Here is a 24,776-nt window from a genome sequence, read left to right on the forward strand (position 1 = left end):
CCATGCTGCGATCGCTCGACATCCGGAACATGCTGCTGATCGACCGGCTGGGGCTTGCCTTCGGCCCCGGCCTCAACGTGCTGACCGGCGAAACCGGGGCGGGCAAGTCGATCCTGCTGGATTGCCTGGGCTTCGTGCTGGGCTGGCGCGGCCGGGCCGACCTGGTGCGGCAGGGTGCGACCCAGGGCGAGGTGACGGCGGTCTTCGACCTGCCCGCAGGCCATCCCGCCCGCACCGTCCTGTCGGATGCCGGGATCGAGCTTGAGGATGACGAACTGATCCTGCGCCGCGTGAACGCGGGCGACGGGCGCAAGACCGGCTATGTCAACGACCGCCGCGTGTCGGGCGAGGTCTTGCGGCAGTTGTCGGAAACGCTGGTGGAATTGCACGGACAGCATGACGACCGCGGGCTGCTGAACCCGCGCGGCCATCGGGCGCTGCTGGATGCCTTTGGCGCGATCGACCTTGCCCCGGTGCGCGAGGCTTGGGCTGCCCGCCGCACCGCGCGCCGCGATCTGGATGGGGCCGAAGCCCGCCTGACCGCCGCCCGCGCCGAGGAGGATTTCCTGCGCCATGCCGTTGCCGAACTGGACGACCTGTCCCCCGAGGCGGGCGAGGAGGCGACGCTGGACACCCGCCGCCGCGCGATGCAGGGCGCCATCCGCATCCGCGAGGACGTGGCGCGCGCGCTGAAGATGCTGGGCGGCGAGGGGGCCGAAGGCGCGATGCTGGACGCGACCCGTTGGCTGGAAGGCGCGTCGGACCGCGCCGAGGGACGGCTGGACGAACCCCTGGCCGCGCTGTCCCGCGCCCTGGTCGAATTGGGCGAGGCCCATCGCGGGGTCGAGGATGCCTTGTCCGCGCTTGACGTGGACCCCAGCCAGCTTGAGGCGACCGAGGAACGGCTGTTTGCCCTGCGCGCCTTGGCCCGCAAGCATAATGTGCTGGCCGACGATCTGGCGGGGCTGGCCGACGAGTTGCGGGAACGCCTGGGCCGCATCGATGCAGGAGAGGCGCAGATCGCCGCATTGCGCCGGCAGGTGGAAGAAGCCGAGGCCCGATATGACGCCGAGGCGGACGAGGTGACTCGTGCCCGGACCGAGGCCGCCATCGCCCTGGATCGTGCCGTCACCGCGGAACTGGCGCCCTTGAAGATGGAACGCGCGGTCTTCCAGACCCTTGTCACGCCGGGCGAACCCGGCCCCGACGGGCGCGACGACGTGGCCTTTACCGTGGCCACCAACCCTGGCGCACCTGCGGGGGCCTTGGACAAGATCGCCTCGGGCGGGGAATTGTCGCGCTTCCTGCTGGCGCTGAAGGTCTGCCTGGCGCGCGGCAACGACGCGCTTGTGCTGATCTTCGACGAGATCGACCGGGGCGTGGGCGGGGCGACCGCCGATGCCGTGGGCCGCCGCCTCAAGCGGCTGTCCGAAGATGCGCAGGTGCTGGTCGTCACCCATTCGCCGCAGGTGGCGGCGCTTGGGGCAAACCATTTCCGGGTGTCGAAGTCGGTGCATGACGACATGACGACATCCACCGTGGCCGCGCTGTCGCCGCCCGAACGGGTCGAGGAGATCGCCCGGATGCTGTCGGGCGACCGGATCACCGATGCCGCCACAGGGGCGGCACGGGCGCTGTTGCAGGGCTGACGCCGATCAGGCGGTGATGAAGTCGCGCACGAATTCCGTGGCGGGCTTGCTGCGGATGTCCTGCGGGCGGCCGATCTGTTCGATCCGGCCCATAGACATCACCACCACCAGGTCGGCCAGTTCCATAGCCTCGTCCTGGTCATGGGTCACGAAGACCGTGGTCAAACCGGTTTCGTCATGGATGTCGCGCAAGCCCTGGCGCAACTCCTTGCGGACCTTGGCGTCAAGCGCGCCGAAGGGCTCGTCCAGAAGCAGCATCCGGGGTTCGATGGCAAGCGCGCGTGCCAGAGCCACGCGCTGGCGCTGCCCGCCCGACAGTTGCGTCGGATAGCGGCCCGCGATGTCGGGCAACTGGATCAGGTCCAGCAGCTTGGTGACGCGGCGGGTGATCTCGGCCTTGGGGGGACGCTGGCCGCGCGGGCGGGCGCGCAGGCCATAGGCGATGTTGTCGAAGACCGTCATGTGCCGGAACAGCGCATAGCTTTGGAAGACAAAGCCCGCGCGGCGTTCCTGGACCGTCATGCCGGTCGCGTCCTGGCCGTTGAACATCACGCGCCCCGAGGTCGGAAACTCCAGCCCGCCCAGGATCCGCAACAGCGTGGTCTTGCCCGATCCCGACGGCCCCAGCAGCGCGACCAGGGCGCCCGAAGGGATGTTCAGCGAGACGGGATGCAGGGCGGTGGTGGCGCCGAAGGTCTTTGCGATTTCGTCGATGTCGATATGCATGGACGGTTCCCCTTAATGGCGGCGGGTGGCTGCAAGCTGGTCGGCGTGACGCAGCTCGAGGATGGTTTTCAGAAGCAGGGTGACAAGCGCAAGCGCGGTCAGCAGCGCAGCCATGCTGAAGGCCGCGACGGACAGGTATTCGTTATACAGCATCTCGATGGTGATCGGCATGGTCGCGGTCTGGCCGCGGATCTTGCCCGACACCACCGCCACCGCGCCGAATTCGCCCATGGCGCGTGCCGTGCACAGCAGCGTGCCGTAAAGCAGCGCCCAACGGATGTTGGGCAACGTGACCGTGCGGAAGGTCCGCCAGCCGGACGCACCCAGGGTCACCGCCGCTTCCTCCTCGGCCCGGCCTTGTTCGATCATCACCGGGATCAGCTCGCGGGCGACAAAGGGAAAGGTCACGAAGATCGTGGCCAGCACGATGCCGGGGATGGCGAAGACGATGGGCCAGCCGTTCGCCACCAGCCAGCCGCCGATGGCGGAATTGGCGCCGAACAGCAGCACGATGCAGAGGCCCGCCACGACCGGGCTGACGGAAAAGGGCAGGTCGATCAGGGTGATCAGGAAGGCCTTGCCGCGAAAGTCGAACTTGGTGATGAACCAGGCGCTTGCAATCCCGAAGGCGGCGTTTGCGGGCACGGCAATGGCGGTGATCAGCAGCGTCAACTGGATCGCGGATCGCGCGTCGCGGTTGCCAAGGGACTGGATCGAGGCGGACCATCCTTGCTTCAGCGCCTCGGCGAAGACCACGGCCAGGGGGGCGAAGACAAGGACGGCCAGGCCCGCGACCGCGATGCCGATCAGGGCGATGCGCAGAAGCGGCGCCTCGTCGGTGGCGGCGCGGAAGGCGGGGCGGGGCAGGGCGGTATCAGACATGGCCCATCTTCCTTCGGCTGACGATCTGGATCAGGTTGATCGCCAGCAGCATCGCGAAGGATATCACCAGCATGGCGATGCCGATGGCGGCTGCGGCGTCATAGTTGAATTCTTCAAGCTGGATCACGATCAGCAGGGGCGCGATCTCGGTGCGCAGGGGTATGTTGCCCGCGATGAAGATGACCGATCCGTATTCGCCGACAGCGCGGGCCAGCGACAGGGCAAAGCCCGTCAAGGCGGCGGGGGTCAGCATCGGCAGGATCACATGGCGCAGCGTATGCAGGCGCGAGGCGCCAAGGGTGGCTGATGCCTCCTCGACTTCCTGCTCGATCTCCTCGATCACCGGCTGGACGGTGCGGGTCACGAAGGGCAGGCCCACGAAGACCAGGGCGATGAAGATGCCGACTTGGGTATAGGCGATCTTCAGGCCGACCTGTTGCGCAAGGCTGCCGAACGCCCCGTTCGGCGCGTAAAGCGCGGTCAGCGCAATACCCGCCACGGCGGTGGGCAGGGCGAAGGGCAGGTCCACCGCGGCGTCCAGGATCCGCTTGCCCGGAAAGCGGTAACGCACCAGCACCCAGGCCAGCAGTACGCCGAAGACCAGGTTGAACAGGGCCGCCAGCAAGGACAGCTTGAAGGACAGGTAAAGCGAGGCCATCACCCGCTCTCGTCCCACCACTTCCAGCACGTTCGTCAGGCCGAAACTGGCGCCCTTCAGAAGAAGGGCGCCGATCGGCAACAGGACGACGATGGACAGCATTGTCAGGGTGATGCCGGCCGACAGGCCGAGGCCGGGCATCGCCGTCTTGTGGACCAGGGGTCGCGCGGTCATGGTCATTTCGCCGTATAGATCTGGTCGAAGATCCCGCCGTCACCGAAATGTTCGGGCTGCACCTTCTTCCAGCCGCCGAAATCTTCGATGCTGACCAAGTCAAGCTTGGGGAAGCGGGCGACGTCCTCGGGGGCGGCGGCGCTGTCGTCCCAAGCTCGGTAGAAGTGCTTGAAGGCAAGCGCCTGGCCTTCGGGGGAATACAGGAAGTCCAGATAGGCCGTCGCCAGTTCCCGCTGTGCGTCATTGGCGATGTTGCCTTCGACGATGGCGACCGGGGGTTCGGCCAGGACGCTGACGGAGGGCACGACGATGTCAAACTGATCCTCGCCGATTTCCTTCAGCGCCAGATAGGCCTCGTTTTCCCAGGCCAGCAGCACGTCGCCGATCCCGCGTTGTGCGAAGGTGGTGGTCGATCCGCGCGCGCCGGTGTCCAGCACCGGCACATGGGTGTAAAGATCGGCCACGAAGGCCTGCGGGTCCTGGCCGTTCTTTTCCGCCCAAGCCCAGGCGGCAAGGTAATTCCACCGTGCCCCACCCGAGGTCTTGGGGTTCGGCGTGATCACCTCGACCCCGTCCTTGACCAGGTCGCCCCAGTCCTGGATGCCCTTGGGATTGCCCTCGCGCACCAGGAAGACGATGGTCGAGGTATAGGGGCTGGAATTGTGCGGCAACTTCGACTGCCAGTCGGCGGGCAGTTTGCCCGCCTCGGCGATGCGGTCGATGTCGGATGCAAGGGCCAGCGTGACCACCTGCGCGTTCAGCCCGTCGATGACCGACCGCGCCTGCGCGCCGGATCCGCCGTGGCTGGTCTCGATGGTGGGGGCCTCGTTGCCGGCGGCAGTCCAGGCCTCGGCAAAGGCTTCGTTGACCTCGCGGTAAAGTTCCCGGGTCGGGTCGTAGCTGACGTTCAGCAGCGTTTCGGCCTGGACCGGGGCTGAAACCGCCAGGGCCAGGACCAAGGCTGACAAGGGGGCGCCAAAGCGGCTGGAAGGGGTGATGAACATGAACCGTCTCCTGAAGGTCTGTTTATTGCCGGGTCCGGGTCGCGAGGGGCTGGATCCGGGCTTCCCACAGATCGGGGTCGCGCCCCTCGAGCAGCGAGGCCGCGGCTGCCTGCGGTTCCCGAGACAGCGCCAGAAGCGGCGCACCATTGACGCGGTGTACCTGTCCTGTCCGCCGGTCGATCAGGCTGACCGAATAAAGCGGGTTGGCGTCGAAGCCTGGGCCTTGGATCGTCATCTTGCTCGCTCCTCTGACTCACCGGCTGCTTATTCCGCAAATAACGACAGGCAAAGTCGTCTTTAGCAAGAGCAAAGATTTGTCGATTTGGTGGGCGGCAAGAGAAGAAGATTCTTCTCCAAAATGTAAAAGGCCCGCCAGTGCGGCGGGCCTTGTCGTTCAGGACTGGCCGGTCAGGCCGGTATCACCTTGTCCACAACGGCCCGAAGTCGGGCCAGAGTGCCGTCCACGTCCTTCAGCTTGTCCAGCCCGAAAAGGCCCAGCCGGAAGGTCGAGAACTGGTCGCCTTCATTCACTGCCAGCGGCACCCCTGCCGCGATCTGCATTCCTTCGGCGGCGAACTTCTTGCCGTTCTTGACCTCGGGGTCTTGGGTATAGCTGACCACAACGCCCGGCGCGGCAAAGCCCGGTGCCGCGACCGACCTGACACCGCGTTCGGCCAGCATCTCGCGAACCGCGTTGCCCAGCCGCCACTGCGCATCGCGCGCGGCGTCGAAGCCCATCGCCCGCGTTTCCTCCATCGCGTCGCGCAGGCCCAGCAGGGCGTCGGTGGGCATGGTGGCGTGATAGGCGTGGCCGCCATCTTCATAGGCCGCCATGATCGCGCGCCATTTCTTCAGATCCAGCGCAAAGCTGGTGCTGCCGGTTTGCGCCAGCCGTTCCGCGCCGCGTTCCGACAGCATCACCAGACCGGCGGCGGGCGATGCCGACCACCCCTTCTGCGGGGCCGAGATCAGCACGTCCACGCCCGTGGCCTTCATGTCCACCCAGACGGCGCCGGATGCAATGCAGTCCAGCACCATCAGTGCGCCCACATTATGCGCGGCCTGCGCGAGGGCACGGATGTAGTCGTCCGGCAGGATCAACCCGGCCGAGGTTTCGACATGGGGCGCAAAGACCGCATCGGGTCGCGTCTCGTGGATCTTGGCCACGACTTCGTCGATGGGGGGCGGGGCGTAGGCGGGCTGGGGCTCGTTCCCGGCGGGTCGCGCCATGACGACGGTCGTTTCGCGGGTGAACCGGCCCATGTCGAAGATCTGGCTCCAGCGATAGCTGAACCAGCCGTTGCGGACGATCAGCGCGTGGCCGGTGCCGAACTGGCGGGCGACGGCCTCCATCGCATAGGTGCCGCCGCCGGGCACGATGGCGACCTGGTGGGCGGAATAGACCTCGCGCAGGGTGGCGGACAGGTCGCGCATCACCTGCTGGAACCGCTGCGACATGTGGTTCAGCGAGCGGTCGGTGAAGACGACCGAGAATTCGTCCAAGCCCTGCGGGTCGATGTGGGGGTGAAGATGGGGCATCGCATTCTCCTGTCCGATCGGTGGCAGACTAGCCCGTGGCGTGGTCCGCTGCCAGACAGCCAAAGGCCGCAGGGGGATCAATGGGCGATCAGGGCGTTCAGCCCGATCAGGATCATCGTCCCCGCCCCGATCTGGCGCAGGCTGCGTGCCGCCCCGAAGACCCGCCCGGGCAGCGTCGAGGATGACAGCACCGCCAGCAGGAAATACCAGGCCGTGCTTTGCAGGATAATCAGCGCGAATATCGTTGCGTAAAATCGGTCCGTGGCCGTCGGGGGCATCGCGGTCAGGAATGTTCCCAGCCAGAAGGCAAGCGCGACCGGGTTCGACAGCGCCGTCAAAAGCCCCAGCAGGAAGGGTTGCCCGCAGGCCCGCGGGCTGTTCCAGGCGGGCGGCGTCACCAGCATCCGAAGACCGATCCCGGTCAGGTAAACGCCTGACGAGATGCGAAGAATCACAAGAAGATGCTCGTGACGCGCGACCGCTGCGCCCGCGCCCAGCAGCGCCATGCCCGCCCACAGCCCGGTTGCCGTCACGACCCCGGCCGCGACCGAAAGGCCCGCCCTGCGCGAGACCACGCTGGCGCTGCAGCATATTGCGACGGTATTGGGGCCCGGGCTGACGGCTATTGCAAGATGCAGGCCGCAAATAAAAAGAATATCGCCAAAGTAAATCATGATAATATATCCAGAAAAGATATATTATATTAAAACAATCCATATTAATTTCACATTATATAATATGGTGAGATATTCACGACTTGGCGAAAGCATGTTGCCCCCTTGCAGGCCCCCCGTCCGCGCGACTACCTTCCTGCCTGCAGCAACATCGCAGGTTTTTCATGCGCATCGGCATTCTTCAATGCGGCCAGGCGCCCGCCGAATTGAAGCAGGACATGGGCGATTACCCGGACCTGTTCGTCCGGCTTCTGGACGGGCGCGGCTTCCAGTTCCGCACCTGGCATGTCGAGGAGATGGAGTTCCCCGCATCCGTCCACGACGCCGACGGCTGGCTGCTGACGGGGTCGCGCCACGGCGCATACGAGGATCACGACTTCATCCGCCCGCTGGAACGCTTTATCCGCGACGCCTATGACGCAGCGGTGCCCATGGTCGGCATCTGCTTCGGCCACCAGATCATCGCGCAGGCACTTGGCGGAACGGTGACCAAGCATCCGGGCGGTTGGGCCGTCGGCACGCATGACTATGACTTCGGCGGCGAGACGCTGCGCCTGAACGCCTGGCACCAGGATCAGGTGGTGGTGCTGCCCAGGGACGCGCAGGTCGCGGGTCGCAACGAGTTTTGCGAGAACGCCGCCCTGATCTATGGCGACCGCGCCTTCACGGTGCAGGCCCATCCCGAGTTTTCGGACGACTTCATCCTTGCCTTGATGGACAAGCGCGGCAAGGGCCGGGTGCCGCAGGAACTGATGGACCGCGCCATCGACCGCATGGGCGAGGCCAAGGGATCGGCCGCCATCGCCGAGCGGATCGAGGCCTTCTTCAAGCAGCCCCGCGCCATCAGCAGGGGTGCCGCATGAGCGACTGGATCGACAGGCTGCCCCAGGCCGCCCGCGACTTCGTGGCCGGCCGCCGGCTGGACGAGGTCGAATGCATCCTGGCCGACATCGCGGGCGTCGCGCGCGGCAAGGCCATGCCCGCGTCGAAATTCGCGCGGCAGGAAAAGTTCTATCTTCCGAACTCGATCTTCCTGCAGACGATCACCGGGGAATGGGCCGACAACCCGGCGGGGGCGTTCACCGAACCCGACATGATCCTGACGCCGGATTTCACCACCGCGACCGCCGCGCCCTGGACGGCGGACTGGACGCTGCAGGTGATCCACGACGCCTATGACCAGCAGGGCAACCCTGTGCCCATCGCGCCGCGCAACGTGCTGAAGCGGGTGGTGGACCTGTATCGCCAGCGGGGATGGAAGCCGGTCGTCGCGCCCGAGATGGAGTTCTTCCTGGTCGCGCGCAACATCGACCCCAACCAGCCGATCATCCCTCCGATGGGCCGCACCGGCCGGCGGGCAGCCGCCAAGCAGGCCTATTCCATGTCCGCCGTGGACGAATACGGCAAGGTCATCGACGATATCTATGACTTTGCCGAAGCCCAGGGGTTCGAGATCGACGGCATCCTGCAGGAAGGCGGCGCGGGCCAGGTCGAGATCAACCTGAACCACGGCGATCCCGTGGCCCTTGCCGACGAGATCTTCTACTTCAAGCGCCTGATCCGCGAAGCCGCGCTGCGTCACGACTGCTTTGCGACCTTCATGGCCAAGCCCATCGAGGGCGAGCCGGGCAGCGCCATGCACCTGCATCATTCGATCATCGACGTGGCCACGGGCCGGAACATCTTTTCCGACGAAAAGGGGGCCGAGACGCCCCAGTTCCTGCATTTCATCGCAGGAATGCAGAAGCACCTGCCCGCAGCCATCGCGTTGCTGGCGCCCTATGTGAACAGCTATCGCCGCTATGTCCCGGACTTCGCCGCGCCGATCAACCTGGAATGGGGCCGCGACAACCGCACCACCGGCCTGCGGGTGCCGATTTCCAGCCCCGAGGCGCGGCGGGTCGAAAACCGCCTGGCGGGCATGGACTGCAACCCCTACCTGGGCATCGCTGCCAGCCTCGCCTGCGGTTACCTGGGACTGGTCGAGGGCGAGAATCCGCGCGGCGAGTGCTTGGGCGACGCCTATATGTCGTCGCAGGACGAACTGCCCTACAACCTGGGCGACGCGCTTGACATGATGGCTGAAAACACGCCGATGCGGGGCGTTTTGGGCGAAGATTTCACCGCCGTCTACGAATCCGTCAAGCGCAACGAATACAAGGAGTTCCTGCAGGTCATCAGCCCTTGGGAACGCGAACATCTGCTGCTGAACGTATGAAGCTGCTCTACGCCAACGACCGGCGCGGGGAGTATCCGCCCAGCATCTATGCCGAGACCTGCGCGGCCCTGGACCGGTTTCCCCCGCTGAAGGGAGAGGTGCGTGCCGATGTGGCGGTCGTCGGCGGCGGCTATACCGGCCTATCGGCGGCGTTGCATCTGGCGCGGGCCGGGCGCGACGTGATGCTGGTCGATGCGCATCGGGTTGGCTTTGGCGCATCCGGCCGCAATGGCGGGCAGATCGGATCGGGCCAGCGGCAAGAGGTGGACTGGCTGGAACGCCAGTTCGGCGCGGACACGGCCCGCCGCCTGTGGGATCTGGCCGAGGACGCAAAGGCCCTGGTCCGGGCGCTGGCTGCTGAATCCAGCGTGCCGATCCGCGACGGCGTGGCCCATGCCTGCCGCAGCGGGTCCGAAGTCCGGCACAGCGCGCAGATGGCCGCGCATCTGGCCGGGCGTTACGGCTATGACAAGGTGCAGCCCTTGGATCGCGATGCCCTTGCGGCGCATCTGGGCAGCACGGCCTATGTCGGCGGTGACGTGGACTGGGGTGCGGGCCATGTCCATCCGCTGAACCTCGCGCTCGGCGTGGCGCGGCTGGCGGCGGCTGCGGGCGTGCGGATCCATGAAGGCACCCATGTCCACCGGATCGAGCATGGCACGGCCACTCAAAAAAGCCGGGTGCTGTGCGACACCGGCAGGATCGTCTGCGACCATGTGATCCTGGCCGGGAACGGCTACCAGGGGCGGCTGGACGCCAAGGTGGCCGCGCGGGTCATGCCAATCAACAACTATGTCGTCGCGACCGAGCCGCTGGGCACCGACTTCGCCGAAATCCTGCCGCGGAACATCGCCGTCGCCGATACCAAGTTCGTGGTCAACTATTGGCGGCTGGACGACGACCGCCGCCTGATCTTCGGCGGGGGCGAGACGGCGACCTATCGTTTCCCCAAGGACATCGCCGCTTTGGTCCGGCCCCATCTTCTGTCGGTCTATCCTCAGTTGCGCCACATCAGGATCACCCATGCCTGGGGCGGGACGCTGGCGATCACCATGAACCGGATGCCGCATTTCGCCCGGCCCGCGCCAAATTGCCTGTCGGCGGGCGGTTATTCCGGGCACGGGGTCGCGATTGCGACGCTTGCAGGCAGGCTGATGGCCGACGCGGTGGCGGGACAGTCCGACGGGTTCGACGCTATGGCGGCCATTCCGGCGCGGCCCTTTCCGGGCGGGTCGATGCTGCGCAGCCCGCTGCTGGTGGCTGGCATGGCATGGTATGGATTGCGCGACAGGCTGGGCTTCTAGCGTCCGGCGACGCGGCGGCGCTGCAGCGCGGAATCCCGGTCCGTCACGCCCAGAAGGGCGGAAACAAGCCGGATCGCCGTTTCCTCGTTGGCGCTGCGGTGGTTGTCGGCAAGCGAGATTTCCCACATTGCCCCGATGATGGCCGCGCGATCCTCCAGCGAGACCCGATCCTTGATAAGGCGGGTGAAGCGTACGGTGTCGGGGGCCTCGGCCTCGATCATCTCGGCCACAAGGCGGCGTTCGGCGGCATCGGCAAGGCCCAGGCCGTGCAATTCGGCCAGAACCTCGTCTATCCGGCGCTTTTCGGTCTGATGATAGTGATCGTCGGCCCGCGCCACCCGAACCAGAAGGGCGGCAACCGCCACTTCGGCATCGTCCGTGGCAAGCGGCCTCGGGCTGGGGTCGTCCGTGAACAGGCGATCAAGCAGGTTGCGGAACATGTCCCCAGCTTACGCCCTTGAACCGCACATTCAAGGATTAAGGGCAGAGACACGCTTTTATTATACCGCACGTTGATCGGCCGATCAATAACCCGGACCGCCCCTAGTATTTCTGCGGCACATAAAGATCGCGGGACAGGACATCGCGTTCATAGTCCGGGTTGAAGACCCGGTTGGGCAGCGTGACCTCTTGATGGGGGACCTCGCCATAGGGGATCATGCTCAGAAGGTGGCTCATGCAGTTCAGGCGGGCGCGCTTCTTGTCGTTTGCGGGCACGATATACCAGGGGGCTTCGGGGATGTTGGTATGTTCCAGCATGTCTTCCTTGGCCTTGGTATAGGCTTCCCAGCGGACGCGGGATTCCAGATCCATCGGCGACAGCTTCCACTGCTTCAGCGGATCATGAATGCGCATCAGGAAGCGCATCTGCTGTTCCTCGTCGGTGATCGAGAACCAGTACTTCACCAGCCGGATCCCCGACCGGACCAGCATCCGTTCGAATTCGGGAACGTCCTGGAAGAACTGGTCCACCTGGTCCTCGGATGCGAAGCCCATCACGCGCTCGACGCCGGCGCGGTTGTACCAGCTTCGGTCGAACAGCACGATCTCGCCCCCGGCGGGCAGATGGGGGACGTAACGCTGGAAATACCATTGGGTTTTTTCGCGGTCCGAGGGCGCAGGCAGGGCCACGGTGCGGACCACGCGCGGGTTCAGCCTCTGGGTGATGCGCTTGATCGCGCCGCCCTTGCCTGCGCTGTCGCGGCCTTCGAAGATGACGACGACCTTCTGCTTGTTATGGGCCACCCAGTCCTGCAGCTTGATCAGTTCGGTCTGAAGGCGCAGCAATTCGCGGAAATACAGCTTGCGGTCCATCTGCTCGGGCCGCTTTTCGCGATAGATGCGGCGGATCTCCTCGGACAGGACGGCGTCTTCCAGCTCGATCTCGTAATCCTCGTCCAGGGTTTCCTGCAGCTCGGCTTCCAGCCAGTCCCTTGGTTCGTCGGTCATGGTGTTCCCTTGGCAATAGAACCGCCCGTCTAAGGCGCGATGGTAACGATTTTACGGCAGGGGATTGTTCCGCCGCGGCCCTAGCGGCCAAAGCGTGCGGCGCAGGACGGGGTTACGGCCAGCACGAAGTCGGTCCGCCCGCCATCGACGGTTCCGCACCATTGGCCGGTCACGGTGAACAGGCTGCGGGTGCCGCGGGCAGGGCGATAGGCGACGCGGCGGCCGTTCACGTCGAACAGGTTCAGGACGCCCCCCGCATTGGTCGCGTAATAGCCAAGCACGCCGCCGTCTGCGGTGATGATCAGCCGCTGTTCGTTGTCGGGGTTCGAGGGCCGGTTCTGCCAGGCCGTGCCTGCATTCGCGGTGTTCCCGGACGAGTTCCAGGCGGCATGGGGCGAATTGGCGGGGCTGGCGGGATTGTTCGCCGGATGGCCCGGCCCCAGGTCAAAGGGCAGGCGCGTCTGGTCCAGCACGATCAGCGGCGCATCCGCCCAGGCCGGCAGGGCCAGGCACAGGGCGCAGATGCGGGCAAGAAACGCAGCCCCGCGCATCCTAGTCCCCCGCGGGCGTGTCGGCCGCGGGATCGCGCCTGCGGCGCATGTCTTCGGGCAAGGCATCCGATCCCTCGGTCCGGTCGCGCATCAGGGCGGCCCGGCCCAGCATCATCAGCGTGACGGGCGTGGTCAGGACGATGCAGAAGCCGATCACGAATTCATGGAGGATGACCCGCCCGTCGATGAAGCTGAACATCAGGGCCGAGGCGATGATCGTGGCCCCGGTCCCCCAGCTGGTCGCCAGCGTCGGCGCGTGCAGCCGGTCATAGAACGAGGTCAGCCGTGCAAAGCCAAGCGCGCCGATCAGGGTCAGCGTCGCGCCCAGCACCACGAAAAAGGCCACCGGGATCGCGACGATCAGGGGGACGGTTGCAAGGGGGCTCATTCGATCACCTCGCCGCGGAACAGGAACTTGGCCAGGGCCACTGACGACACGAAGCCGATGATCGAGATGATCATCGCCGCCTCGAAGAAGAAGGCGGTGCCAAGCTGCATCCCCGTCACCAGGAACAGCAGCATGATCGAGACATAAAGCGAATCAAGCGCCAGGACCCGGTCCTGGGCGCGCGGTCCGCGCAGGATCCGCGTGCCGACAAGACAGCCCGCAAGCGCAAGCGCGATCTGGGCATAGCCAAGCGAAATCGTCAGGATCGTCTCGCTCATTCGAAGATCTCCATCAGCATCGGTTCATAGGTGTTGCGGATCACGTCGTGGTAATGATCGGTCTCGGCCGCATCGAAGATGTGCAGGGTCAGGACGCCCGTCTCGGTCTCGTACTCAACCCAGGCGGTGCCCGGAGTGGCGGTCAGGATGATCGCCAGGACCGCCAGGGAATTGCCGCTGGTGATCTGCAGCGGGACGCGGATAAAGGCCGATTGCCGCCCGCTGCGTCCTTCGGTCAGCAGAAGGCGCGTCACCGCGACGTTCGACCGGATGATGTCCAGGAACAGGGTGCCGATCAGCCGGGGGATGGCGGACCATCGGCGGATGCGCGGCTTGGCCGAATGCAGGGCGGAATAGGCCCAGCCCGCGACCAGCGACAGCACGGTGCCCAGGATCAGGTATCCCAGCGAAAAGCGCGTCAGCATCAGCCAAAGGAAGACAAGGGCGACCGACAGGACCGGATGGGGGAAAAGACGGCTCATTCCTGGGCTTCCCCTTCGTCATCCGGGCGATCGGCGGCGCGCGGCGTGGCAAAGACCCCGTATGCATAGGCCGCGGTGTCATGCAGGGCATGGGCCGTCCCGATGGTGTAACGCAGCATCGCCTCGGCCTTGAAGCTGATCAGCGACAGGACCACCAGCAGCGCGATGATCGGCGCGATCTCGAAGGCCAGGACGCGGGGCAGGGGCACGTCATTGGCCCAGAAGGTCTGGATGCCGATGCGCGCCATGCCGATCAGCGTGGCAAAGCCCGACAGGATCAGCAGCGCGACAAAGGACCAGGCGAAGCCTGCGGGCAGCGCCGACTGTTCGATCAGGGGCTGGATCATCGCGATCTTGCCGATAAAGCCCGGCAACGGCGGCAGCCCCGCCAGCATCAGCACGCAAAGCGCGAAGCAGATGCCCAGCACGGTCATGGTTCCGGGGATGGCCAGGCCCACGTCCGGCACCTCGTCGATCTCGCTGTCGTCGATGCCATAGGCGTCGGCCGTCAGGGCCAGCATGGCGGCGATGCCGCCGTCCTCGCGGTTCATCGGCTCGATCAGCAGGAACAGCGCCCCCGTCGCCAGCACCGATCCCACCATGTAGTAGAGCGCGCCCGCCAGCATGGCCTGGCCGCCGCCCGCAAGTGCAAAGCCGGTGATCCCCAGCACCGTCCCCGAGGAGACCAGCACCGAATGCGCGGCCATCCGACCCAGGCTTTGCGAGGCAAGGATGCCCAGCAGCCCGAACAGGATCGTGGCCATTCCCAGGAGGATCAGCACCCCCGCGCCAAAGCCCGCGGAGGCGCCGCCGGTTTCCCCGAACAGCAGCATCGCCAGCCGCAGGATCGCGTAGACGCCGACCTTGGTCATGATCGCGAACATCGCGCCGACCGGGGCGGCGGCGGCCATGTAGGCGGTCGGCAGCCAGAAGTTCAGCGGCCAGCTGCCCGCCTTGACCAGGAAGGCGATGGCCAGGATCGCCACGCCCGCGTGCAGCAGGGGCCGGTCCTCGCCCGGCATGGCCGAGATCAGGTTCGCCAGATGCGCCATGTTCAGCGTGCCCGTGACGCCATAGATCAGCGCGACGCCGATCAGGAACAGCAGGGAGGCTGCCAGGTTGATGGCGATGTAGTGCAACCCTGCCCGAACCCGAAGCTGTCCCGATCCGTGCAGCAGAAGGCCATAGGACGCGGCCAGCAGGATCTCGAAGAACACGAACAGGTTGAAGATGTCGCCCGTCAGGAAGGCGCCGTTCAGCCCCACCAGCAGGAACTGGAACAGCGAATAGTAATGCGGCCCCTGCCGCGCCCAGCCCGCACCGGAATAGACCAGGGACGGGATCGCTAGCAGCGCGGTCAAGACCAGCATCATGGCGGCAAGCCGGTCCAGCACCAGCACGATGCCGAAGGGCGCCGCCCAATCGCCAAGCAGATAGAAGCTGATCCCTTCGGCGTCGCTGATGTCGCCGCCGGTCTTGGCACGCACCACCAATTCGACCGCGATCAGAAGCTGCGCCGCGACCGAGACAAGGCTGAGCCAGAACTTGGCCTGCCGCTGCCGGTCGTCGTAAAGCAGCATCAAGGCACCCACGACGAAGGGGATCAGGATCGGCGCGATGATGAGATGTTCGCTGATCACTGGCTGCGCTCCTTCCCGTCGACATGGTCGGTGCCGGTCATCCCGCGCGAGGCGATCATCACCACCAGGAACAGCGCCGTGGTGGCGAAGCTGATGACGATGGCCGTCAGGACAAGCGCCTGCGGCAGCGGGTCGGCATAGCGGGTCGGATCGACGAAGCCGCCCTTGGGCATGATCGGCGGCGCGCCCGGCGTCAGGCGGCCCATCGAGAAGATGAACAGGTTGACCGCATAGGACAGAAGGCACAGCCCGATGATGACCTGGAAGCTGCGCGGACGCAGCAGCAGCCAGATCCCCGAGGCGGACAGGATGCCGATGGCGGCGGACAGGATGATTTCCATCAGGCGGCCTCTTTCCGTGCTGCGATCTCGTCCTGCTCGCGCCTGCGGCTCGCGCGCAGCGACTGGTGGGCGATGGCGACCAGCATCAGCACGACCGCGCCCACGACGGTTGCGAAGACGCCGATGTCGAACAGCAGCGCCGTGGCGGCGGGTACCTGGCCCACGAAGGGCACATCGACATAGCGCGCGTGCGCCGTCAGGAAGGGATAGCCGAACAGCCAGGCGCCCATGCCGGTGGCCACCGCGCCCAGAAGGCCAAAGCCCATCCAGCGGATCGGCAGCACGGTTATGCGGGCCTCGACCCAGCGGACATTGGTCGCGATGTACTGGATCAGGAAGGCGATCGCCAGCGTCACCCCGGCGGCGAAGCCCCCGCCCGGCAGGTCATGGCCGCGGAAGAAGAAGTATCCTGCCACCATCACCAGGATCGGGAACATCCAGATCATGATGACCGAGGGCACGTAAAGGTAATCGTCCAGCGAGGGGCTGTCGCCGGTCTGCTGGTCGGGCGCCTCGATGCTCTCGGGGGCGGGGCGGAAGCGGCGCAGCAGGCCGTAGACGGTCAGGCCCACGATCGCCAGGACCGAGATCTCGCCAAAGGTGTCGAAGGCGCGGAAGTCCACAAGGATCACGTTGACCACATTGGTGCCGCCGCCTTCGTAATAGGCATTGCCAAGGAACCAGTCGCCGACATTGCTGATGACGGGCCGCGTCATGACCGCAAAGGCAATGGCCGCGATTCCCACCCCTCCGACAACGGCGATGACCAGATCACGGCCGCGGCGGATTTTGGCTGGCAGCAGCTTGTCCTCGGGGATCTCGGAACGGCGCTTGGGCAGCCAGCGCAGGCCCAGAAGCAGCAGGACCGTCGTCACCACCTCGACCAGAAGCTGCGTCAGCGCCAGGTCGGGGGACGAGAACCAGGCGAAGGTCAGGCAGGTCACCACCCCCGCACCGCCCAGCAGGACCAGGGCCGCGAAGCGGTGATACTTGGCCTGCCAGGCCGCGCCGATGGCGCAGGCCGCGCCCACCGTCCACAACAACGCGAAGGCCGGGTTGAACGCGTGCAGCCGCAGATCCTGCGCCCAGGTCAGGCCCGACCACAGCGATGCCACCGCAACGGCAATCCCGCCCAGCACAAGCAGTCGCAACTGTGGTTGCAGGGCTTCGGTGGACATCAGGGCAAGGGCCATGCGCGGCAGGCGCCAGGACAGGCGGAACAGCAGCCAGTCATAGATGCGTTGCCCGCGGATCCGGTGCAGCAGGAACGGACCCTCGGGCCCGGTCGGGATCGACTTCGCGCTGAAGGCATAGATCAGCGTTCCCACCGCCAGGGCGATCATGCTCAGCATCAGGGGGGCATTGACGCCGTGCCAGATGGCGATCTTGTAATAGGGCAGGTCCGGCCCCGCCACGGATCGGGCAGCCGTGTTGACGATCTGGCCAAGGGTCAGCGCGGGCAGGATGCCTACGACCAGGCAGATCAACACCAGCAGCTCGACCGGGCGGCGCATCCAGGCGGGCGGCTCGTGCGGTGTCTTGGGCAGGTTGGTCGCCTGCGGGCCAAAGAACACGGTCGCGATGAAGCGCAGCGAATAGGCCACCGACAGGGTGCTGCCGACGATGGCGAAATAGGGCAGGGCGTTGTCCAGCCAGGTGCCGTTGTGCCAGTCCACCGCCTCGGCCAGAAACATTTCCTTGGACAGGAACCCGTTCAGCAGCGGCACGCCCGCCATGGCGCCTGCGGCAACGATGGCCAGGGTCGCGGTGAAGGGCATCGGCCGGAACAGGCCGGACAGGCGGCGCATGTCGCGCGTGCCGGTCTCGTGGTCGATGATGCCGGCGGCCATGAACAGGGACGCCTTGAAGACCGCGTGGTTGCAGATGTGGAAGATCGCGGCCAGGATCGCCATCGGCCCGCCGATCCCCGCAAGCGCCGTGATCAGGCCCAGGTGGCTGATCGTCGAATAGGCCAGAAGCCCCTTGAGGTCATGGCGATACAGCGCGACCGCCGCGCCCAGGATCAGCGTGGCCATGCCGATGCTGGTGACGACATAGAACCAGGCCTCGGTCCCGCCCAGCACGGGCGAGAAGCGCACCAGCAGGAACACCCCGGCCTTCACCATGGTCGCGGAATGCAGGAAGGCCGACACCGGCGTCGGCGCGGCCATGGCGCCGGGCAGCCAGAAATGGAACGGGAACTGCGCCGACTTGGTGAAGGCGCCCAGCAGGAACAGCCCCAGGATCGCGCCGTACCAGGGATGCGCCCGGACCGCGTCGCCCGACCGCAGGATGATCCCCAGGTCATAGCTGCCCGCGACATAGCCCAGGATCAGCATTGCCGTCAGCAGGCAAAGCCCGCCCAGGGCGGTGATGATCAGCGCCGTCCGCGCCCCGTCCCGCGCCGCCGCCCCCTGGTGCCAGAAGCCGATCAGCAGGAAGGACATGAACGATGTCAGTTCCCAGAAGACGACCATCCCCAGCACGTTGCCGGAAATCAGGATGCCCTGCATTGCCCCGGTAAAGGCCATCAGCAGCGCATAGAAGCGGGGCAGGTTGTCGCCCGCCGACATGTAGTAGCGCGCATAGATCACCACGAGGATGCCGATCGACAGCACCAGCGTCGTGAACAGCCAGGAAAATCCGTCCATGCGCAGCGCCAGGTTCATCCCCAGCGAAGGCACCCATTCCATGCTGGCGCGCAGCACCGTGCCGTCTCGGATGTCGGACAGGAAGCCCGCCTGAACCACCAGCCCGGCCGCCAGCGAGGCGCCCGACAGCCAGGCCGAGGCGCTGCGCGAGGTTGGCGAAAGGGTCAGAAGGATCAGCGCGGTCGCGAAGGGAAGGCTTGCCAACAACAGGAACAGATTGTGTTCGGCCATCTTCGCCTTGCCCTTACCTCAATGAATCAAGTCGCTTTTCCCGAAACATGACGGTTCTGCCTTGTTCTTCGATGGAAAGAAGACAAGCTTTGCCAGGCATTCGGGGGTCAGGTCCGAATGCCTTTCGTCCCGCTCAAGATCAAGGCCAGATTGACGGCAGAATCAGGATTTTTCCAACTTTTCCGTTATCGGCACCAGTCCTGAAAAATATGCCCCGGCAGATCCTCCGACCGTCGAACCTGATGCGCTGCCGCGGCGTTGGGGATCGGTCCGGAAGCCGCCCTCAGACCGCCACCTCGACCTTGCCCAGCGGATGCGAACAGCAGGCGAGGATGAAGCCCTCGTCGATATCCTCGTCGCTGATGCCGCCGTTGTGGACCATGTGAACCTCTCCGGACAGCTTGCGGATCTTGCAGGTGCCGCACAGGCCGAAGGTGCAGCCCGACGGGATGTTCAGCCCCGACCGCTTTGCCACCGCCAGGACCGTGTCGGTTTCCGCGCAGGGCGCGGTGACGCCGCTGTCGGCAAAGGTGATCTGCGCCTTGGCGCCTTCCTCGGGGACCGTGTCCTCGATCACGGGGGCGTCGGCCTCGGTCTTGATGGGCGCGCCGAAGCTTTCCTGGTGGTAGTGGTCCATGTCGAAGCCCAGCGACACCAGCATGTCGCGCACGGCCTGCATGAAGGGCTCGGGCCCGCAGCAGAAGACCTCGCGCTCAAGGTAATCCGGGGCCATCAGGCCCAGCATGATCTGGCTGAGCCTGCCGCGATAGCCGTACCACGCGCCGAAGGTGTCCGGTTCCTCGACCGTGAAATGCAGTTGCAGGTTCGTGGTGCGGTTCACGAACTGCTCTAGCCGGTGGCGGAAGATGATGTCGGATGGACGCCGCGCGGCATGGACGAAGACGATATCGGATGCCTCGCCCGAATCCCAGGCCCAGGTGGTCATCGACATCATCGGCGTGATGCCCGACCCGGCCGAGATGAACAGGTATTTCCGCGCCGGGTGCTTGTGGAAGCTGAAGATCCCCGACGGCCCGAAGGCCTTGATCCGCACGCCGGGCTTGAGGTTCTGCAGCATCCACCGCGTGCCCACCGACAAAGGCTGCGCCTTCACCGTCACGGAAATCGACAAGGGCCGCGAGGGCGAGGACGAGATCGTATAGGTCCGCTGGACATTGCCCGCCGCGCCCCTTGCGGGATCGACCGGCAGATCCAGCGTGATGAACTGCCCCGGCTGGTAATCGAACCACGCCCCCGACGGCGCCCGGAAGGTGAAGGTGGCGGTGTCCGGCGTTTCGGGAACCACCATCGTGCATTCCAGCAACTCGTCGTCGGACCACGGCTCGGCGGCCCAGTTCAGGCGTGGCTTCTTCATGCGTGTCTTACTCCGCCGCGACCGCGTTGGGCGACAGGCGGCGGCTCATCAGCCCGCAATACCAGTCGATCAGGTGGATGACGCCCGCTTCCTGCGTCGGCGAATAGGGGCCGGGCTGATAGGCGGGGGAAAGGATGCCCTTCTGGTTTTCCTCGACCACCTGCCGGTCCTCGTCATTGGTGGCAAGCCAGACCTCGGTCAGCTTCTGCAGGTCGTAGTCCACGCCCTCGACCGCGTCCTTGTGGACCAGCCACTTGGTCGTGACCTCGGTTTCCGTGGGGCTGATCGGCAGGATGCGGAAGACGATGGCATGGTCGGGCAGGAAGTGGTTCCACGACGACGGGAAGTGATAGAACATCAGGCTGCCCGCGTCGTTCCAGGGGATGGTCCCCATGCGCCGCGACACGGCGGCCTTGCCCGACATGGTGAAGCTTTCCTGGTTGTCCATCAGCGGCACGCGGGCCATGCGCCACTGCATGTCGGGCGCGTTGGTGAAGCGCGACGGCAGGTTGGCCGCGTCGCAGCGCGCCCAGTGGTCGAGGATCTCGGGCGAGGCCGAATTCGGGCCTTCCATCACCGTCATCAGCGGATCGTCGGAATAGGTCCGGCACAGCGAAGGATGCGAGCCGCCGCAGTGATAGCATTCGCGGTTGTTCTCCATCACCAGCTTCCAGTTGCCCTTCTCGATGATCGTCGAGGAGAAGGCGACCTTGCTGTCCGCGATGCCCGAGGGCTGGACGAAGCGCGTCAGGTTCGCAGCCAGTTCGTTGATCGCGGGCGGGATCTGGGCCAGGCAGATGAAGACCATCCCGCCCAAGTCGATGCAATGGACCGGCTTCAGCCCGTATTTGCTGGCGTCGAAATCCTCGCCCATGTCGCGGGCATACAGAAGCTTGCCGTCAAGGTCATAGGTCCACTGGTGATAGGGGCAGACCAGCTTGGGGTTGGACCCGTTGGTCTTGGCGCACAGCCGCTGCCCACGATGGCGGCAGACATTGTGGAAGGCGCGGACACGCCCGTCGCCGCTGCGCACCACGATCACGGGATAGGCGCCGACGTTCAGGGTGACGAAGTTGCCGGTCTTCGGGATCTCGCAGGACGGCAGCGCGAACAGCCATTCGCGGTACCAGATTTGCTCCAGATCATCCTGGAAGGCCTGCTGGCCGCAATACAGATCGCGGGGCAGGGAAAAGCCAGGGATGCGTTCTGCGATCAGGCTGGCGGTCGAGGTCGTATTCATGTCTGGACCCATGGAGGTGCTGGCTGCTATGGGGGCAAACTAGCCGGTTTGCGACGCCATGCTGGACAAATTGCGACCTTGTGTCGCGCGATTCAGACATGGCCGGCGATCGCACTGGAATCTGCTGTGGCACCTGGTGCCGAAAAAGCAACAACCATGATTTTCGCCAAAGTCAGAAACCGAATCGCATGTCAACATGTTGACGTGATGCTGGCAGATATGGCTAGATGATGTGGTGATGCCCCCTTGCGGTTGTCGATATGCAACAGCTAGAAGGGCCACCGGATCACGCAAGAAGAAGGCCGTTGGCAGCCGGAAAACGGCGCGGCAGTCTGTGCAGAACGACCTTGGCCGCCATCGGCCCTGACATGAAAACGACACCGGGCAGCGAAACCCGGCGGTATGGTCGCGGGAACAGGCCTGCGGCTGCTGCCTTCGCGTGCCCAATGCAAAAGGAGCAGTGCGCATGACCATCATCGTTTATTCCAAACCTGCCTGTGTGCAATGCACCGCGACGACCCGTGCCCTGGATGCGCGCGGCCTGTCCTATGACGTGATCGACCTGACCGAGGATGCGGCGGCGATGGAACGCGTGACCGCGCTTGGCTATCGCCAGGCCCCGGTGGTGATCGCCGGCGACGCGCATTGGGCGGGTTTCCGGCCCGACATGATCGGCCGCCTGGGCTGATCCGCGATGGGCTGGGATGGGCCTGGCGACGCGCCGCCTTGCGGGCTGGTCTATTATTCCTCGGCCTCGGGGAACACGGCGCGCTTCGTGGCGCGCCTGGGCCTTCCGGCGCTGCGAATTCCCATTCGGCCCACGGATCCGATGCCTGTTGTGGACGTGCCCTTCGTGCTGATCTGCCCGACCTATGCGGACGGGCAGGGGCGCGGCGCGGTGCCCAAGGCGGTGATCCACTTCCTGAACGATCCCCGCCGCCGCAGCCACCTGCGCGGCGTGATCGGCGCGGGAAACCGCAATTTCGGCGCGACCTTCGCCCTTGCGGGCCGCGTCATCGCAGAGAAATGCAAGGTCCCCGTGCTGTGGCGGTTCGAGCTGGCGGGGACGGACACCGACATTCAAAAGGTCCGCACGGGCCTTCATCAATTCCGGGGGTTGGAATGCTTGACGGCCTGAAGCCTGAACTCGATTACCACGCGCTGAACGCGATGCTGAACCTGTATGACGCCGACGGGCGCATCCGGTTCGATGCCGACCGCATGGCCGCGCGGCAGTATTTCCTGCAGCACGTGAACCAGAACACCGTCTTCTTCCATTCGCTGGACGAGAAGCTGGATTACCTTGTCGAGGAAGGCTATTACGAGCCCGACGTCCTGGACCAGTATTCCAAGAATTTCCAGCGGGCGATCTGGGACGCCGCCTTCAAGCGCAAGTTCCGCTTTCCGACCTTCTTGGGCGCGTTCAAGTACTACACCAGCTATACGCTGAAGACCCGTGACGGGCAGCGCTACCTGGAACGGTACGAGGACCGCGTGGTCATGGTCGCCCTGACGCTGGCGAGGGGCGACGAGGCGCTGGCGATGCGCTTCATGGAGGAGATGCTGTCGGGCCGCTTCCAGCCCGCGACGCCGACCTTCCTGAACGCCGGCAAGAAGTCGCGGGGCGAGCTGATTTCCTGCTTCCTGCTGCGGCTTGAAGACAACATGGAATCGATCGGCCGGTCCATCAACTCGGCCCTGCAACTGTCCAAGCGCGGCGGCGGCGTGGCCTTGATGCTGACCAACCTGCGCGAGGCCGGCGCGCCCATCAAGGGGATCGAGAACCAGTCGTCCGGAGTCATCCCGGTGATGAAGCTGCTGGAAGACAGCTTCAGCTATGCCAACCAGCTTGGCGCGCGGCAGGGGGCGGGGGCGGTCTACCTGAACGCCCACCATCCCGACATCATGCGCTTCCTGGACACCAAGCGCGAGAACGCGGATGAGAAGATCCGCATCAAGACCCTGTCGCTTGGCGTGGTGATCCCCGACATCACCTTTGAACTGGCGAAAAAGAACGCCGACATGTACCTGTTCTCGCCCCATGACGTGCAGAAGGTCTATGGGGTGCCCTTCTCGGACATCTCGGTGACCGAGAAATATGCCGAGATGGTGGACGACAAGCGCATCAAGAAGAAGAAGATCAACGCGCGAGAGTTCTTCCAGACCATCGCGGAAATCCAGTTCGAATCCGGCTATCCCTACATCATGTTCGAGGACACGGTGAACCGGATGAACCCCGTGCACGGCCGCATCGCCATGTCGAACCTGTGCAGCGAGATCCTGCAGGTGAACGAGGCCTCCGAGTTCAACGAGGATCTGAGCTATTCGCACCTGGGCACTGACATTTCCTGCAATCTCGGGTCGCTGAACATCGCGGCGACCATGGACGGCCCCGACTTCGGTGCCACCATCGAGGCCGCGATCCGCGCCCTGACCGCCGTGTCGGAAATGTCGGCCATCGACGCGGTGCCATCCATCCGGCGCGGCAATGACGAGGCCCATGCCGTGGGCCTTGGCCAGATGAACCTGCACGGCTTCCTGGCGCGCGAGCGGATTCATTACGGGTCGCCGGAAGGGGTCGAGTTCACATCCGTCTATTTCGCCGCCGTGGCCTTCCACGCGATCCGCGCGTCGAACCTGCTGGCGCAGGAACATGGCAGGACCTTCAAAGACTTCGAGAAGTCGAAATATGCCGACGGCACCTTCTTCGACAAATACACCACCCGCGACTGGCTGCCGGTGCTGCCGGACGTGGCGCGCGTCTTCGAGAACGTGGCCCTGCCCACGCGGGACGATTGGGCCGCGCTGAAAGCGGACGTGATGAAGCACGGGCTGTACAACCGCAACCTGCAGGCAGTGCCGCCCACCGGGTCGATCAGCTATATCAACAACTCGACCAGTTCGATCCACCCGATCGTGTCCAAGATCGAGATCCGCAAGGAAGGCAAGATCGGCCGCGTCTATTACCCCGCCGCCTTCATGTCGAACGAGAACCTGGAATACTATCGCGACGCCTACGAGATCGGGCCCGAGGCGATCATAGACACCTATGCCGCCGCGACCGAGCATGTAGACCAGGGCCTGAGCCTGACGCTGTTCTTCCCGGCCGAGGCAACCACGCGGGACATCAACCGCGCCCAGATCTATGCTTGGAAAAAGGGCATCAAGACCATCTACTACATCCGCCTGCGCCAGACCGCGCTGGAGGGGACCGAGGTCCAGGGCTGCGTGTCCTGCACCTTGTGACGCCGAAGCCGGGGGCTGTCTGCCCCCGGACCCCCGAGGATATTTTTGCCAAGATGAAAGGGGTTCTTCGCGATGA

25 protein-coding genes are annotated in these 24,776 nt (G+C 65.2%); 7 read left to right on the top strand and 18 right to left on the bottom strand.

All coding sequences use genetic code 11. The features are described 5' to 3' along the window. Nucleotides 1-2: 2 nt before the first annotated feature. On the top strand, nucleotides 3-1,649 hold the full coding sequence (gene recN, locus IE224_RS08285; RefSeq protein WP_191309377.1) for a DNA repair protein RecN: 1,647 nt from the start codon (nucleotides 3-5) through the stop codon (nucleotides 1,647-1,649). Between the two features lie 6 nt (nucleotides 1,650-1,655). Here recN and IE224_RS08290 read toward each other — a convergent pair whose 3' ends face one another. The 7 genes from IE224_RS08290 to IE224_RS08320 form a co-directional block, all read right to left on the bottom strand. After that, nucleotides 1,656-2,375, bottom strand: coding sequence for a sulfate/molybdate ABC transporter ATP-binding protein (locus IE224_RS08290; protein ID WP_191309379.1), 720 nt, complete (start codon nucleotides 2,373-2,375; stop codon nucleotides 1,656-1,658). Nucleotides 2,376-2,387: 12 nt separating this feature from the next. Then, nucleotides 2,388-3,257, bottom strand: a complete 870-nt coding sequence (cysW, locus tag IE224_RS08295; protein WP_191309381.1) for a sulfate ABC transporter permease subunit CysW — start codon at nucleotides 3,255-3,257, stop codon at nucleotides 2,388-2,390. Then, a complete protein-coding gene (gene cysT, locus IE224_RS08300; RefSeq protein ID WP_370528910.1) occupies nucleotides 3,250-4,089 on the bottom strand; it encodes a sulfate ABC transporter permease subunit CysT in 840 nt (279 codons plus the stop codon). Before cysT ends, cysW begins: the two co-directional genes overlap by 8 nt. Nucleotides 4,090-4,091: 2 nt before the next feature. Beyond that, nucleotides 4,092-5,093 (bottom strand): sulfate ABC transporter substrate-binding protein, encoded by a 1,002-nt coding sequence (locus IE224_RS08305; protein ID WP_191309383.1) that lies wholly within the window; start codon nucleotides 5,091-5,093, stop codon nucleotides 4,092-4,094. A 22-nt stretch (nucleotides 5,094-5,115) separates the two neighbouring features. Further along, nucleotides 5,116-5,328 carry a hypothetical protein gene (locus tag IE224_RS08310; protein WP_167622476.1) on the bottom strand — a complete coding sequence of 71 codons (213 nt, stop codon included), beginning with the start codon at nucleotides 5,326-5,328 and terminating at the stop codon, nucleotides 5,116-5,118. Nucleotides 5,329-5,501: 173 nt separating this feature from the next. Next, nucleotides 5,502-6,632, bottom strand: a complete 1,131-nt coding sequence (locus tag IE224_RS08315; RefSeq protein ID WP_191309385.1) for an aminotransferase class V-fold PLP-dependent enzyme — start codon at nucleotides 6,630-6,632, stop codon at nucleotides 5,502-5,504. Between the two features lie 77 nt (nucleotides 6,633-6,709). Beyond that, the gene (locus tag IE224_RS08320; RefSeq protein WP_191309387.1) at nucleotides 6,710-7,306 is read right to left on the bottom strand and encodes a LysE family translocator; all 597 of its coding nucleotides are present in this window, start codon (nucleotides 7,304-7,306) and stop codon (nucleotides 6,710-6,712) included. A 164-nt stretch (nucleotides 7,307-7,470) separates the two neighbouring features. Between IE224_RS08320 and IE224_RS08325 the strand changes: the two genes are divergently transcribed. From IE224_RS08325 to IE224_RS08335, 3 genes are read left to right on the top strand one after another with little or no spacing between them, the layout of a single operon-like run. Continuing rightward, nucleotides 7,471-8,169: a type 1 glutamine amidotransferase gene (locus tag IE224_RS08325; RefSeq protein ID WP_167622473.1), complete on the top strand. Its 699-nt coding sequence runs from the start codon at nucleotides 7,471-7,473 to the stop codon at nucleotides 8,167-8,169. Further along, complete coding sequence (locus IE224_RS08330; RefSeq protein ID WP_167622472.1) at nucleotides 8,166-9,524, top strand: glutamine synthetase family protein; 1,359 nt, start codon at nucleotides 8,166-8,168, stop codon at nucleotides 9,522-9,524. Before IE224_RS08325 ends, IE224_RS08330 begins: the two co-directional genes overlap by 4 nt. Then, the gene (locus tag IE224_RS08335; RefSeq protein WP_191309389.1) at nucleotides 9,521-10,828 is read left to right on the top strand and encodes an NAD(P)/FAD-dependent oxidoreductase; all 1,308 of its coding nucleotides are present in this window, start codon (nucleotides 9,521-9,523) and stop codon (nucleotides 10,826-10,828) included. Before IE224_RS08330 ends, IE224_RS08335 begins: the two co-directional genes overlap by 4 nt. Here the strand turns inward: IE224_RS08335 and IE224_RS08340 are convergent. From IE224_RS08340 to IE224_RS08390, 11 genes are all read right to left on the bottom strand, one after another. Next, entirely contained in the window at nucleotides 10,825-11,268 is a 444-nt protein-coding gene (locus IE224_RS08340; RefSeq protein WP_167622470.1) for a tellurite resistance TerB family protein, read from the bottom strand. The two genes, IE224_RS08335 and IE224_RS08340, sit on opposite strands and share 4 nt — an antisense overlap. Nucleotides 11,269-11,371: 103 nt before the next feature. Beyond that, nucleotides 11,372-12,277, bottom strand: a complete 906-nt coding sequence (gene ppk2, locus IE224_RS08345; protein ID WP_167622469.1) for a polyphosphate kinase 2 — start codon at nucleotides 12,275-12,277, stop codon at nucleotides 11,372-11,374. 80 nt (nucleotides 12,278-12,357) lie between these two features. After that, nucleotides 12,358-12,828, bottom strand: a complete 471-nt coding sequence (locus IE224_RS08350) for a hypothetical protein (RefSeq protein ID WP_191309391.1) — start codon at nucleotides 12,826-12,828, stop codon at nucleotides 12,358-12,360. A 1-nt stretch (nucleotide 12,829) separates the two neighbouring features. Continuing rightward, nucleotides 12,830-13,216 carry a monovalent cation/H(+) antiporter subunit G gene (mnhG, locus tag IE224_RS08355; RefSeq protein WP_167622467.1) on the bottom strand — a complete coding sequence of 129 codons (387 nt, stop codon included), beginning with the start codon at nucleotides 13,214-13,216 and terminating at the stop codon, nucleotides 12,830-12,832. Further along, nucleotides 13,213-13,494: a K+/H+ antiporter subunit F gene (locus IE224_RS08360; RefSeq protein ID WP_191309392.1), complete on the bottom strand. Its 282-nt coding sequence runs from the start codon at nucleotides 13,492-13,494 to the stop codon at nucleotides 13,213-13,215. Before IE224_RS08360 ends, mnhG begins: the two co-directional genes overlap by 4 nt. Continuing rightward, entirely contained in the window at nucleotides 13,491-13,976 is a 486-nt protein-coding gene (locus IE224_RS08365) for a Na+/H+ antiporter subunit E (protein ID WP_167622465.1), read from the bottom strand. The genes IE224_RS08360 and IE224_RS08365 overlap by 4 nt, the downstream gene beginning before the upstream one ends. After that, entirely contained in the window at nucleotides 13,973-15,616 is a 1,644-nt protein-coding gene (locus IE224_RS08370; RefSeq protein ID WP_191309394.1) for a monovalent cation/H+ antiporter subunit D, read from the bottom strand. Before IE224_RS08370 ends, IE224_RS08365 begins: the two co-directional genes overlap by 4 nt. Next, nucleotides 15,613-15,957: a Na+/H+ antiporter subunit C gene (locus IE224_RS08375; protein WP_167622463.1), complete on the bottom strand. Its 345-nt coding sequence runs from the start codon at nucleotides 15,955-15,957 to the stop codon at nucleotides 15,613-15,615. Before IE224_RS08375 ends, IE224_RS08370 begins: the two co-directional genes overlap by 4 nt. After that, on the bottom strand, nucleotides 15,957-18,839 hold the full coding sequence (locus IE224_RS08380) for a monovalent cation/H+ antiporter subunit A (RefSeq protein ID WP_191309396.1): 2,883 nt from the start codon (nucleotides 18,837-18,839) through the stop codon (nucleotides 15,957-15,959). Before IE224_RS08380 ends, IE224_RS08375 begins: the two co-directional genes overlap by 1 nt. A 283-nt stretch (nucleotides 18,840-19,122) precedes the next feature. Continuing rightward, nucleotides 19,123-20,214: an FAD-binding oxidoreductase gene (locus IE224_RS08385; protein ID WP_191309398.1), complete on the bottom strand. Its 1,092-nt coding sequence runs from the start codon at nucleotides 20,212-20,214 to the stop codon at nucleotides 19,123-19,125. Between the two features lie 7 nt (nucleotides 20,215-20,221). Continuing rightward, complete coding sequence (locus IE224_RS08390) at nucleotides 20,222-21,454, bottom strand: aromatic ring-hydroxylating oxygenase subunit alpha (RefSeq protein ID WP_167623462.1); 1,233 nt, start codon at nucleotides 21,452-21,454, stop codon at nucleotides 20,222-20,224. 466 nt (nucleotides 21,455-21,920) lie between these two features. Here IE224_RS08390 and nrdH point away from each other — a divergent pair, with 466 nt between their 5' ends. The 3 genes from nrdH to nrdE are packed head-to-tail and all read left to right on the top strand — an operon-like array spanning nucleotide 21,921 to nucleotide 24,700. Further along, the gene (gene nrdH, locus IE224_RS08395) at nucleotides 21,921-22,142 is read left to right on the top strand and encodes a glutaredoxin-like protein NrdH (protein ID WP_167622460.1); all 222 of its coding nucleotides are present in this window, start codon (nucleotides 21,921-21,923) and stop codon (nucleotides 22,140-22,142) included. Nucleotides 22,143-22,148: 6 nt separating this feature from the next. Beyond that, nucleotides 22,149-22,592, top strand: a complete 444-nt coding sequence (nrdI, locus tag IE224_RS08400) for a class Ib ribonucleoside-diphosphate reductase assembly flavoprotein NrdI (protein ID WP_191309400.1) — start codon at nucleotides 22,149-22,151, stop codon at nucleotides 22,590-22,592. Then, the gene (gene nrdE / locus IE224_RS08405) at nucleotides 22,577-24,700 is read left to right on the top strand and encodes a class 1b ribonucleoside-diphosphate reductase subunit alpha (RefSeq protein WP_191309402.1); all 2,124 of its coding nucleotides are present in this window, start codon (nucleotides 22,577-22,579) and stop codon (nucleotides 24,698-24,700) included. The genes nrdI and nrdE overlap by 16 nt, the downstream gene beginning before the upstream one ends. Nucleotides 24,701-24,776: the final 76 nt, after the last annotated feature.

Origin of the sequence: Paracoccus aerius, from assembly GCF_014656455.1 — a bacterium.
GTDB classification, from domain to species: Bacteria; Pseudomonadota; Alphaproteobacteria; order Rhodobacterales; family Rhodobacteraceae; genus Paracoccus; species Paracoccus aerius.